At 70.6% G+C, this 11,111-nt stretch carries 13 protein-coding genes and 1 pseudogene; 3 read left to right on the top strand and 11 right to left on the bottom strand.

Features of this window, described 5'->3' with window-relative positions; all coding sequences use genetic code 11:
- Positions 1-123 precede the first annotated feature (123 nt).
- The 4 genes from tesB to GA0115254_RS41485 form a co-directional block, all read right to left on the bottom strand.
- Positions 124-999 carry an acyl-CoA thioesterase II gene (gene tesB, locus GA0115254_RS41470; RefSeq protein ID WP_093900405.1) on the bottom strand — a complete coding sequence of 292 codons (876 nt, stop codon included), beginning with the start codon at positions 997-999 and terminating at the stop codon, positions 124-126.
- Positions 1,000-1,018: 19 nt separating this feature from the next.
- Positions 1,019-2,176, bottom strand: a complete 1,158-nt coding sequence (locus tag GA0115254_RS41475) for an acyl-CoA dehydrogenase family protein (protein WP_093900406.1) — start codon at positions 2,174-2,176, stop codon at positions 1,019-1,021.
- 201 nt (positions 2,177-2,377) lie between these two features.
- Positions 2,378-2,827 (bottom strand): peptidase inhibitor family I36 protein, encoded by a 450-nt coding sequence (locus GA0115254_RS41480; RefSeq protein ID WP_093900407.1) that lies wholly within the window; start codon positions 2,825-2,827, stop codon positions 2,378-2,380.
- Between the two features lie 233 nt (positions 2,828-3,060).
- The gene (locus tag GA0115254_RS41485) at positions 3,061-4,626 is read right to left on the bottom strand and encodes a molybdopterin-binding protein (RefSeq protein ID WP_093900408.1); all 1,566 of its coding nucleotides are present in this window, start codon (positions 4,624-4,626) and stop codon (positions 3,061-3,063) included.
- 145 nt (positions 4,627-4,771) lie between these two features.
- Between GA0115254_RS41485 and GA0115254_RS41490 the strand changes: the two genes are divergently transcribed.
- Both GA0115254_RS41490 and GA0115254_RS41495 read left to right on the top strand, forming a co-directional pair.
- On the top strand, positions 4,772-5,494 hold the full coding sequence (locus GA0115254_RS41490) for an RNA polymerase sigma factor (RefSeq protein ID WP_256103082.1): 723 nt from the start codon (positions 4,772-4,774) through the stop codon (positions 5,492-5,494).
- A complete protein-coding gene (locus GA0115254_RS41495; RefSeq protein ID WP_093900409.1) occupies positions 5,491-6,585 on the top strand; it encodes a CU044_5270 family protein in 1,095 nt (364 codons plus the stop codon). Before GA0115254_RS41490 ends, GA0115254_RS41495 begins: the two co-directional genes overlap by 4 nt.
- Positions 6,586-6,663: 78 nt before the next feature.
- Here GA0115254_RS41495 and GA0115254_RS41500 read toward each other — a convergent pair whose 3' ends face one another.
- Positions 6,664-6,885 carry a DUF397 domain-containing protein gene (locus GA0115254_RS41500; protein ID WP_093900410.1) on the bottom strand — a complete coding sequence of 74 codons (222 nt, stop codon included), beginning with the start codon at positions 6,883-6,885 and terminating at the stop codon, positions 6,664-6,666.
- Entirely contained in the window at positions 6,878-7,675 is a 798-nt protein-coding gene (locus tag GA0115254_RS41505; RefSeq protein ID WP_093900411.1) for a helix-turn-helix domain-containing protein, read from the bottom strand. Before GA0115254_RS41505 ends, GA0115254_RS41500 begins: the two co-directional genes overlap by 8 nt.
- A 340-nt stretch (positions 7,676-8,015) precedes the next feature.
- Between GA0115254_RS41505 and GA0115254_RS41510 the strand changes: the two genes are divergently transcribed.
- Positions 8,016-8,363: a hypothetical protein gene (locus GA0115254_RS41510; RefSeq protein WP_256103083.1), complete on the top strand. Its 348-nt coding sequence runs from the start codon at positions 8,016-8,018 to the stop codon at positions 8,361-8,363.
- An 80-nt stretch (positions 8,364-8,443) separates the two neighbouring features.
- Here GA0115254_RS41510 and GA0115254_RS41515 read toward each other — a convergent pair whose 3' ends face one another.
- The 5 genes and pseudogenes from GA0115254_RS41515 to GA0115254_RS41535 all read right to left on the bottom strand — a co-directional run.
- Positions 8,444-8,740: a sulfurtransferase TusA family protein gene (locus GA0115254_RS41515; RefSeq protein ID WP_093900412.1), complete on the bottom strand. Its 297-nt coding sequence runs from the start codon at positions 8,738-8,740 to the stop codon at positions 8,444-8,446.
- Positions 8,737-9,093, bottom strand: a complete 357-nt coding sequence (locus GA0115254_RS41520) for a hypothetical protein (RefSeq protein WP_256103084.1) — start codon at positions 9,091-9,093, stop codon at positions 8,737-8,739. The genes GA0115254_RS41515 and GA0115254_RS41520 overlap by 4 nt, the downstream gene beginning before the upstream one ends.
- 18 nt (positions 9,094-9,111) lie before the next feature.
- Entirely contained in the window at positions 9,112-9,825 is a 714-nt protein-coding gene (locus GA0115254_RS41525; protein ID WP_093900413.1) for a cation efflux transmembrane domain-containing protein, read from the bottom strand.
- Positions 9,826-10,161 (bottom strand): ArsR/SmtB family transcription factor, encoded by a 336-nt coding sequence (locus GA0115254_RS41530; protein ID WP_093900414.1) that lies wholly within the window; start codon positions 10,159-10,161, stop codon positions 9,826-9,828. It lies immediately after the preceding gene.
- A gap of 380 nt (positions 10,162-10,541) precedes the next feature.
- Positions 10,542-11,111: pseudogene (locus GA0115254_RS41535) on the bottom strand (transposase); the annotation flags it as partial.

The raw sequence follows: 11,111 nt of genomic DNA on the forward strand, positions 1-11,111 counted from the left end.
GCCGATCGATCCGGCCCCGATGCTCATCCGCCGGGCGGGCACGGACCGGCTGCCTGACGCTGCCGGCCCAGCCCGGGCGTCGGATCTTGGCGGACCGTGGCCTGTTCAGTCCCGGGGGGCGCGTCAGTCCCGGGGGACGCGGACCACGCCCTCCTGGATGACGCTGATCGCCAGCCGGCCGTCCTGCGTGTAGATACGGGCCTGACCGAGCCCGCGCCCACCGGACGCGGACGGCGACTCCTGGTCGTACAGCAGCCATTCGTCGGCCCGGAAGGGACGGTGGAACCACATCGCGTGATCCAGGCTCGCGCCGACCACGTCGCCGACCGCCCAGCCGCCGCGCCCGTGGGCGAGGAGCACCGAGTCGAGCAACGTCATGTCGGAGACGTACGTCGCCATGCAGACATGCAGCAGCGGGTCGTCCGCGAGCTTGCCGTTGGTGCGGAACCACACCTGGGAGCGGGGCTCGCGCGGCTCGCCGACCGTGCCGAAGGGCGGCGCGTCCACGTAGCGCAGGTCGACGGCGGCCCGCGCCTCGATCAGCCGGTCCACGACACCCGGATCGCTGAAGCGGTCCACGTACCGGGGCAGCATCTGCGCAGCCGTGGGCAGCGTCTCCGGGTCCGGGGCGGGCGGCATGTCCGCCTGGTGCTCAAGGCCCTCCTCGTGCGTCTGGAAGGACGCCGAGAGATGGAAGATCGGCTGGCCGTGCTGGACGGCGACGACCCGACGGGTGGTGAAGGAACGGCCGTCACGGATGCGGTCGACGCTGTAGACGATCGGCGCGCCCGGGTCGCCCATCCGCAGGAAGTACGAGTGCAGGGAGTGGGCGGTGCGGTCGGCCGGGACGGTACGGCCTGCGGCGACCAGGGCCTGGGCCGCGACCTGGCCGCCGAAGACGCGGGGCACGACCGCCGAACGGCTCGTACCCCGGAAGATGTCCCGCTCGATCTGCTCCAGGTCGAGCAGATCGAGCAGGGAGTCAAGTGCTGAGCTCATGGAGAGAACGTAACCGCTCTTACAGGCCCATGGACTTGGCGATGATCGACTTCATGACCTCGCTGGTGCCGCCGTAGATGCGGTTGACCCGGTTGTCCGCGTACAGGCGGGCGATCGGGTACTCGTTCATGTAGCCGTAGCCGCCGTGCAGCTGGAGGCAGCGGTCGATGACGCGGTGCGCGACCTCGGTGCAGAAGAGCTTCGCGGAGGCGGCCTCGGCGGCGGTCAGCTCACCGGCGTCGTGGGCCTCGATGGCGCGGTCGCAGACGGCCTCGGCGGCATCCACCTCGGCCTGGCAGGCGGCCAGCTCGAACTTGGTGTTCTGGAAGGACGCGACGGTCTTGCCGAAGACGGTGCGCTCCGAGACGTAACTCTGGGCGAACCGGACGGCGGCCTTGGCCTGGGCGTACGCGCCGACGGCGATGCCGAGGCGCTCCTGCGGCAGGTTCTGGCCGAGGTAGGAGAAGCCCTTGTTCTCCTCGCCGAGGAGGTCCTCGACCGGCACCTTGACGTCGACGAACGCCAGCTCTGCGGTGTCGGAGGTGCGCAGGCCCAGCTTGTCGAGCTTGCGGCCGACCGAGTAGCCCTCGGCCTTGGTGTCGACGACGAGGAGGGAGATACCGAAGCGGCGGTCGTCCTCCTTCGGGGCGGCGGTCCGGGCGCAGACGATGACCCGGTCGGCGTGGACGCCACCGGTGATGAACGTCTTGGCGCCGTTGAGGATGTAGTGCGTGCCGTCCTCGGAGAGCTTGGCGGTGGTCTTCATGCCGGCCAGGTCGGAACCCGTGCCCGGCTCGGTCATGGCGATGGCGTACATCGTCTTGCCGGTGACGAAGTCCGGCAGCCAGCGCTTCTTCTGCTCCTCGGTGGCGTACGCCTTGATGTACGGCAGGCAGAGCAGGACGTGCACACCGGAGCCACCGAAGTTGACGGCCGCGCGGGCGCACTCCTCGGAAATGATCGCCTCGAACTTGAAGGACTCGACCCCGGCGCCGCCGAACTCCTCCGGCACCTCGATGCCGAATATGCCCAGCTCCGCGAGCTTGTAGTAGAAGTCGCGGGGCACCTGGCCGGCCGCGAACCACTCGTCGTAGACGGGGGCGACCTCGGCCTCGATGAAGGCGCGGATGGTCTCCCGGAACGCCTCGTGGTCCTCGTTGAATACCGTACGGCGCACGGGGGTGCCTCCTTGGTCAGCTTCGGGCGGGATTCGGCCGGACTGGCTAAGCGCTTGCTCAGTCCTGGTCAAAAGTTACCCGGCAGTCACCGAAGCTGTCCAGGGTGATGCTGAGCACGCCCGCGCGGAGCGTCCGGCAGCGGACGCGCAAGAGCCCTTCCCGGCCATCGGCCGGGAAGGGCTCTGTGCTGCCTCCGTTCCCTACTGCGGCTTGAAGGAGCGGATCTGGTAGCTCCCCTGGAGGTTGCCGCCGCTTCCGGCAGGGGTGGATCCCACCCGGGCGTTGTAGTTGGTCTGCGTGTAGTACTGAACGCGGTGCCCGGTCGCGTTCCACACGGAGCGCACGTTCTGGCCCCGCTGGATGAAGGAGCAGTCGTCGGCGGTATTCGCCCGCTTCTTGTCCGACCACTGGCAGCGGGTGCCACCTCCGTTCCAGTCGCTGTAGATGCAGAAGTAGCCGGGGCTGCAGCTGTAGGAAGCCCTGGCGTTCTCGACGGCGGCGTTCTGGACGGTGGCGCTCTCGACGGCGGCGTTCTCGGCGGTGGTGGTTTCGACGGCGACGTTCTCGGCTGCTGTGGCTGCGACGGGTCCGGCGCCGAGCCCCAGGGTCAAGGCGATCGAGGTGACGGCGAGCGCGGCGATGCGGTTCATGGCGAAGCCCCTTCATTCCCGTGTGTGATGGATCAGGCACTCTTGGTGAACACCACCGTGTCACGGCTGTTGCCGCAGAAGCCAGGGCGGAGGGAGGGGCGCCCGAAGCGTGCGTCACGGCTCGGGGCGCCCGAAGCGTGCGTCACGGCTCGGGGCGCCCCTGTGTACACCGGCGCGCACGTTCGCCGTTCGCCTGCCCGGACCACGGGGTCATGGGGGCAGGCTTCACGGGATCACCGAGTGCGGTAGGCGTCGATGACGGTCTGGGTGAGGGTGTTCCCATCGGTGTCGGTCAGCGCGGCGCGCAAAGAGACGCCGGTGCCCGCGCGCGGGTTGTGGATCTCGACGGCGCCCCGCTCGACCGGGACCCGGGTCCACGAAGTGCCACCGTCCACAGATACGGAGACCGCCACCGAACGTGCGCGTCCGTTCGCGGCGGCGCCCAGCAGGGTGACCGGGACGCGGAGCGTCTCGTTCGCCGGCGCGGTGCCGGTCGGGCTGAGTTCGGGCGAGAACCGCACGGCGCTCACCGGCATCGGGACCGGACCCCTCGTCGTGTCCGAGGTGAAGGTCCACGACGTGGTCACCCGCGTGGCGACGCCGGGCGCGCCGCCGCGCTTCACCGTGCTGGTGAGCCGGTACGCCGCGCGCCCCGGCTCCACGGTGAACCCTGCCTTTCCGGGCGTGCCGGTCTTCGTCCCGACGCGCACGCCGTTGCGGTGCAGAGTGGTCGACGCCGTGTCGTACGACGGTGACGACGGCACGTGGCCGTCGCCGTCGGCGAGCAGGGGGACATCGACGGCGAGCCGGTCGCCGTCGCGCACGACGCCGGGGCGGTCGGTGAGGTCGGGGCCGAAGACGGCGTTGTCGAAGGTGTGGGTGGTCGTGCTTCCGGCACGCACGGCGATGCCGTTGGCGCTGTAACGGTTCGATGCCGCGCCGGGCGCGGTGGGCGCCCAGTAGGTGATGTCCCAGGTGCCACGTTCAGGCGTCACGAAGTAGGTGGCGGTCGCGGGGGTCGGCAGGGCCTGGGTGACGCCGAGGGTCGGTCCGGCAGTGGGCTGCAGGTCGACGGTCGCCCGCCCCTCGGTGCCCGGTCGCGCCGCGCCGCGGATCTGCACGGTGGCCAGGTCCTTGGCGGCAGGGTGCCGGACGAGCCCGGTCAGGGCGCGGCTGCCGGTGAAGGTGTGGCCGAGCGCGTAGCCGGCGGTCTCGGTGCTCCAGTAGGAGTCGAACCACTGCTCCACCGATCCGGGTTCGCTGTCGGGGCCCAGGTGCGCGACGCGCAGGTTCGATGTGCCGTTGACGAGGTTGGCGGTCCGGACCGCGCCGTCGTGCTTGACCTGGACGAACATCACGCTGTGCTGGAAACCTGCGGAGCGGTCGGGCGGAGTGACGTCGACAGGGGCGGTGGTCCGCGCGTCGACGGTGATGGTGGTGTCGTGGTCGAGGTCGAGGCGCGGCTGGACGACCCAGTCCGTGCCGTCCGCCGCCGTGCCGGTGGTCAGGGCACTGTCCAGGAGGTACCGGCCCTTGGGCAGACGCACGGTGGTCGTACCGGAGGCGTCGTACGGCTGGACGGCCTCGTCGGCACCCGGCCCGGAGACTCCGGTGACGTGGGTGGTGTAGTCCGCCGTCTTGTGGCCGGTGCGGTCGAGGTGATTGATCGTGAGGGTGTACGTCGCCGGCTCCGCGGCAAAGGCGGCGGTGTTCCACGCGGGCGTCGTGCTGCCGACCAGGGCGACGGCGAGAGCGAGTGTCCGGAGCGCGCTCCGGCGGGATACGGAAGAACTGTTCATGACTTGCACTGCGCTGCCGGGCGTCGGCGTTCCCGTGAGCTGAGTCACACGGGATGCGGGGCGTGGCTCCGGGGCGGGCATGCGTGTGGCGCACGTCACCGGAACCGGCGCAACGGACGCGGCAGAGCAGAGTGTGGAATCACTCATGAGGAATCGCTTCCGCCGCGGAGACCGCGATGCCCTGGGGGAGCTGTACGACGAGCACGCCCAAGCGGTGTACCGCTATGCCCTGCGGGTGACGGGCAACTGGGCGGAGGCCGAGGACGTCGTCTCGTCGACCTTCCTGGAAGCGTGGCGCAGCCGCGAGAGGCTGAACCCCGACGGGGACGGTCTGCGCCCGTGGCTGCTGGGCATCGCCACCAACATCATGCGCCGCAACGCACGCACACGCCGAAGCCGCGAGATCGCGCTCGCCCGCGTCCCGGAACGCGGCTCGATCCCGGACTTCGCCGACGACCTCGTCACACACCTCGCGGACACCGAGCAACTGCGTGCCGCACACGCCGCACTCGCCCGCCTGCGGCGCCGGGACCGGGAGGTCTTCACCCTCGTGGTGTGGGCCGGCCTGGACTACGCGGCAGCGGCCGAGGCGCTCGGCGTGGCGGTCGGCACCGTCCGGTCGCGCCTGTCCCGCGCCCGTACCCGACTGCGCGAGCTCACCGAGGCCGAATCCCGCGCCACACGCACGCGGGACACGCGGGCCGAAACCCGTGCCACACGCACGCGGGACACGCGGGCCGGAACCGAACGGCCACCCGCGGCGGGAAACAGAGCCCCCGCCGCGACCACCGCCACCACCACCCCCGACAAGCCACTGCCGGGCCGCACCCCCGTGGCCCCATTGCTGACCCAGGAGAACCACGGATGAACTTCACCTCGCGGCGCCGTACGCACCACCGGTCCGAGGAGACCGAAGGTCCCGGCCTCACCGCACTGCTGCCCCCGCCGTCGGTCCCCGGCCTGGACCCCGACCGTGAACTGCTGCTGAAGGAAGCGCTGCTGCGCGAGGCCGCCGTGACCGAACCGCGTGGCGGCCTCACCCCTCGGGCCTCGCGCCCGCGCCGACGTCTGGTCCGGGTCATGGTGCCCGCCGTCGCCTGCGCCCTGGCGGTCGGCGGCGTCGTGGTGGTGAACCTCGCGGACGCGCCGGGGCACGGCACCACCGCGGCCCCGGGCGGCCGCACCCCCGGCACGTCCGAAGCGGCAGAGCTCCTCGATCGCATCGCACTCGCCGCCGCAGGGCAGAAGCAACCGGCGGTCCGCGCCGACCAGTTCGTGTACATCGAGAGCAAGGTCGCCTTCGCCGGGCAGAGCGCCGGGGGCGGCGAGGTGACCATGCCTCCCGCGCACACGCGGCAGGTGTGGCTGTCCGCCGACGGCAGCCGCCCCGGCCTGCTGCGCGAGGAGGGCGAGCCCGACTCCTCGCTCGGCGGCGACGCACCGGTCTACGAGCTCGACGGCCGAGGAGCGACACCCCGGCCCCGCAGCGCACACAAGAAGGCCGCGTCGATCAGCGACCCGACGCACGAGTACGTCGCGTCGCTGCCCACCGACCCGGACGCCCTGCTGAAGCTGATCCGGGACGAGACCCACGGACAGGGCCAGGACCCGGACCAGCGGGCATTCACCGCGATCGGCGACCTGCTGGCCGAGACCTGGGCGCCCCCGCAGGTCGGCGCCGCGCTCTACCAGGCCGCCGCGAAGATCCCCGGAGTCACGGTGATCGATGCGGCCACCGACGCCGCAGGACGTGAGGGCGTCGCCGTCGCCCGTACGGCACACGGGCAGCAGACGCAGTGGATCTTCGACCGGACCACGTACGCGTTCCTCGGCGAGCGCACGGTCCTCACCGAATCCGGCGACGCCGGCCCGGCCGGAACCGTTGTCGGCACGTCCGCGGTCCTCACCAGAGCCGCGGTCGACCGTACCGGTGAGACTCCCGCTCCGACGACGGCGTAACACGGCAGCCCGCACACTTGCGCGGCCCGAACAGCCCCGTCCTCGGTCCGCCTTTGCTGTGGGCCGGGGATGGGACGTTCAGGCGGGGAAGTTGTCGTCCTTGACCGCGGCGACGAAGGCTGACCAACCGGCTGCCGGGAAGACGAGGGCGGGGCCGTGCGGGGCCTTGGAGTCGCGTACAGGGACGCCGGAGGGGTGACCGTCCAGCACCTCGACGCAGCTGCCCCCCTCGCTGTTGCTGTGGGACGACTTGCGCCAGCCCCTCAATGCGGAAGCGTTCGGGATGGCGTGCTCAGTCATGATGCCCGAATTCCTTTGCGATCGACCTCATCAGAGCGAGCGACTCCTTCAACGGGAGCGCGTCGCTCAAGGCCAGAGCGTAGCGGCCCTCCAACTGCTGGACCACGGAAGGGGAATCATGGACCTTGCCGATGGAGTTGCCCTCGCTGTAGGCGGCCGGCGGCTGGTCCTCGAACCACATCAACGTCAGCATGCTCTCCATGAGCGGGTGGGAGCCCAGCACGAGTGGCAGGACATGAGTGCGCACTCGCCCACTCTCGGCCAAATTGACCATGTGCATGATCTGTTCGGCCATGACCTCCGGGCCGCCGATCGGGCGTCGTAGTACTGCCTCATCCAGCAGCGCCCATACCACGGGGGTCACTGGGTCGGTGAGGATCTTCGCGCGTTCCAGGCGTGTGACGACGTACCTGTCACGCTCCTCTTCACTCCGGGGAGGGAAGGTCGTACTCAGAACGGCGCGGGCGTACCTCTTCGTCTGGAGAATGCCCGGCACGAACGTGAGGCCGAACTCCCGGATCATCGTGGCCTGCTGTTCGAGCTGGCGAGCGGGCTCGAAGTAGTCGGCCACGGTGCCGTCGTCCTGGCTCGGCAGAAAACTGCTCAGCACGTTCCCCGTATTCAAGGCTTTGTCCAGGCGTCGGGCGTCCTCCTTTGACGGGATGCGGCGCCCCGCCTCGATGTGTGAGATGTGCGACCGCGTCATGATCGCCGCGTCGGCCAGCTCCTGCTGCGTCAGTCCGGCCGCTTCCCGCTGTGCCTTCAACCAATCGCCATAGGTATTACTCATGGTCAACTCCCGTGCGCCAAAGGGCCTGTCACCTGGAACCCCCTGGCGAGCCTAGTCCGCACCGTCTCACTCTGTGAGTGGATCGCTACACAGCGGTGGCTCGCCCGGACGTCGGCCGCCGCTGTCGCACGGTCCGGAGAACGGCCATCTACCTCAACGGAGTTGACGACGTGCTGCGCTGTATCGCCGATGCTTTTGAGCCGCTTCTGCGGTTCCTGTGGCCCGCCCAGGGGTGCCACCGGCCCATGGCCTCGTATGGCGCCGCGCCTCCCGCAGGCGTACGCCCCACGCCCGGCATCGGCATCGCGCCTCGCCCGGTCCATGGTGTCGGGGTGACCGCGTGATCGCCCCGAATGCCCCGGGCTCCGATTCGGTGCGTCTGCTTCCGTGGTCCGGGGTGGACGGCAACCCGTGTTACGTCATCGGTGACGGGACCGGATACGTCTCCCGCGTCGCCGACAACGTCGAGAGCGTGCAGCTCGGCATGGCCGCCGAACTCCTCGACCACGTCGACGACATGGTCGACGATTCCGAGGTCACGTCGGTGCAGCTCCGCTATGTCGTGGCCCGCATGGCCGAGGCGCTGCGCGATGTGTGCCGCATCGCCGAGAGCCGGGGCCTTCGCCTCCGGCCTTCTGGCCAAGGTCCCGGCGTCCCGGACGCCGGCCCGTGCCCTTCGGAGTCCTGAACCACCCTGAATCCACCATGCCCGGCCCGGTGATGCCCCTCGCGTCCTGGGCCGGAGGTGGCTGCCGTGAAGGCACCCCTTCACGGAGTCGGGACCGGGTGCCAAGGCGCGTCGGGGAGGGTGGGACGGGCGTCTGCGGTCAGCCGGAGCGCGTACACCAGGCGTTCGCCGGGCACCGGGCCCAGGTAGTCGTGGCCGACCATGTGGCACCAGGCCGGCAGGTCGAGGGGGGCCGCCGGGTCCGTCGCGATCACATGCACCACGGTGCCCGGCGGCGCTCCCTCGATCTGCCTGCGAAGACGCAGCAGAAGCGTCACGCACAGCAGTCCGGTGCCATCAACGGTGATGTCCGCCGGGGGCGTCAGGTCGGAGCTCACCGGTCCGGGTGACGCGCCACGGGTTCGTCCCGGAGGGCGTCGGCCAGGGCTTGGCGCAGTTGGTCGGCCGTTGGTGCACCGGCCAGGCCGTCCGGGGTCCGGTACATGCGGCAGGTCAGTCCCGGGGCCCGGCCGGGCTCGGCGAAGGGGTCACGCCCGTCGATCAGGAACGTCGGCGAGCCGGTGAAACGCGCGGCCTCCGCCTCGGCTTGGCCGGTGATGGTGCGGGTCCGGAACGTCACATCGTGCAGGCCCAGCCTGTCGAGCTCCTGATGGAGGCGGTCGGCGGCAGTCCGGGTGTTCGGGCAGTCGGGCACGACCAGCAGTTCGATCTTCATGTCGTTGTTGCGCATGTTGTGTTCCCGTGTGGCTCAGGTGCAGCAGTCGCAGGCGGGGCGGCATTCGCAGGGGGTGGCCTCCGAGGCGGCGGCCGGTGTCGTGGCGGCGGAGCCGGGGGCGCAGCAGCCCTTGCCCTGCCAGGCGTCGCGGCCTTCCCTGACGGCGATGGCGGCGATGACGAGGGCGGCGATCGGGTCGGCCCAGGACCAGCCGAGCACCAGGTTGGCCAGCAGGCCGGCCAGGAGCACGGCGGAGAGGTAGGTGCAGAGCAGGGTCTGCTTGGAATCGGCGACGGCGGAGGCGGAGCCGAGTTCCCGGCCGGCCCTGCGCTGGGCCGCGGACAGGAACGGCATGATCGCCAGCGAGAGCGCGGCGACGACGATGCCGGGGACGGAGTGGTCGGCATCGCCGGTTCCGGTCAGCGCGCGCACGGAGTCGACGCTCACATACAGCGCGAGGGCGAAGAAGGAGACGGCGATGATCCGCAACGTGCGCTGCTCGCGGGCTTCGCGGACGGTGTGGTCGGCCGCGGAGAACTGCCAGGCGACGGCTGCGGCGGAGGACACCTCGATGACGGAGTCGAGCCCGAAGCCGATCAGTGCGGTGGAGGAGGCGATGGTGCCGGCGGTGATCGCGACGATTGCCTCGATGACGTTGTAGGCGATGGTCGCGGCGACCAGCAGGCGTATGCGTCGGGTCAGCGCATCACGGCGGGCCGGGCTCGGGCCGAGTGATACCGCGGTCATTCAGCAGCACCCCTTCTCGTCCGCCTCGACACAGGTGCGGTCGGCCTCGACGGCGACGACGGCGTTGCGCAAGTCGTCCAAGGCGTGCCCGAGACGTTCGTCGGCGAGCTCGTAGCGGGTGCGCCGACCGTCGGGGACGGTCACGACCAGGCCGCAGTCGCGCAGGCACGCGAGGTGATTCGACAGCCGGGTCCGGGAGATCTGCAGAGAGTCGGCGAGGTCGGCCGGGTAGGCCGGGGCCTGCCCCAGGGCGAGCAGGATGCGGCAGCGGATGGGGTCGGCGAGGGCGCGACCGAACCGCGCCAGCACCTCGATGTCGGTGGCGAGTGTCAGCACACCATGACAGTACACGCATTCATGAATTCAGCGATACGTGAACCGTTGTCGCCGGTGCGGCTGCTCGCCTCCGTGTCGTGGGCGGGGGTGAGGCCCCTGGCCTCGGCGTCCCGGCTCGGCAGCATCGACCTGCCCACGCCTCGGCCAACTCCGGCCGAGCCGGCGGGTTCAACTGTGTCGAGAGGGGTGCCCCTATCTGTTTCGTCAACCCCGCCAGGGTCGGTTCGTGGGGGGCGTCCTGGTTTTCGGGGACGTCCCGCGAAGCGGGTCGTCCCCGGCGGATCGGGTGTCTGATGGGCAGGCCGGTGGTCGGCAGGGCTGGACTGGCCTGCCGGTGCGCGGTGGTGTGATGGGGCCTGGAGGGCAGGAGGGGTGGGTCGTCAGGCGGCGAGGCCGACGTCGTCGGGGGTGCGTGGTTCGTAGAGGGTGCCGGTGCGGATCATCGCGTGGATGACGTTCACGCGTTGCCGGGCCAGGCGGAGGACGGCCTGGGTGTGGGTCCTGCCGCGTGCGCGTTGGCGGTCGTAGTAGATCCGGGAGGACGGGTCGGCTTTGCAGCCGATCGCGGCGAACGCGGCCTGGAACAGGGCACGTTTGAGGAGTCGGTTGCCGCGGTGGGGTGCGTGCTCGCCGCGGATCGAGGTGCCCGAGGACTCCGTGGCCGGGGCGAGTCCGGCGTAGGAGGCGAGGTGTCCGGCGGTGGGGAAGCCGGTGCCGTCACCGATCGCGACGATCACCGCGGCCGTGGTCCTGACGCCCATGCCGGGCAGGGACGTCAGGAGGTGGAAAAGGAGGGAAGGCCTCCAGCAGGGCGGCGATCTCCTGCTCGGTGGCCTGTCGCTGGGCGTGGGCAGCGGCGAGCTGGGCGGCCAGGACCGGCACGATCAGCGCGGACGCCTCGGTGCCGGGAACGACGAGGGTCTGCTCGGCGAGCGCGTCGTAGATCTCGG

Origin of the sequence: Streptomyces sp. Ncost-T10-10d (genome assembly GCF_900091955.1) — a bacterium.
Taxonomy (GTDB): Bacteria; Actinomycetota; Actinomycetes; order Streptomycetales; family Streptomycetaceae; genus Streptomyces.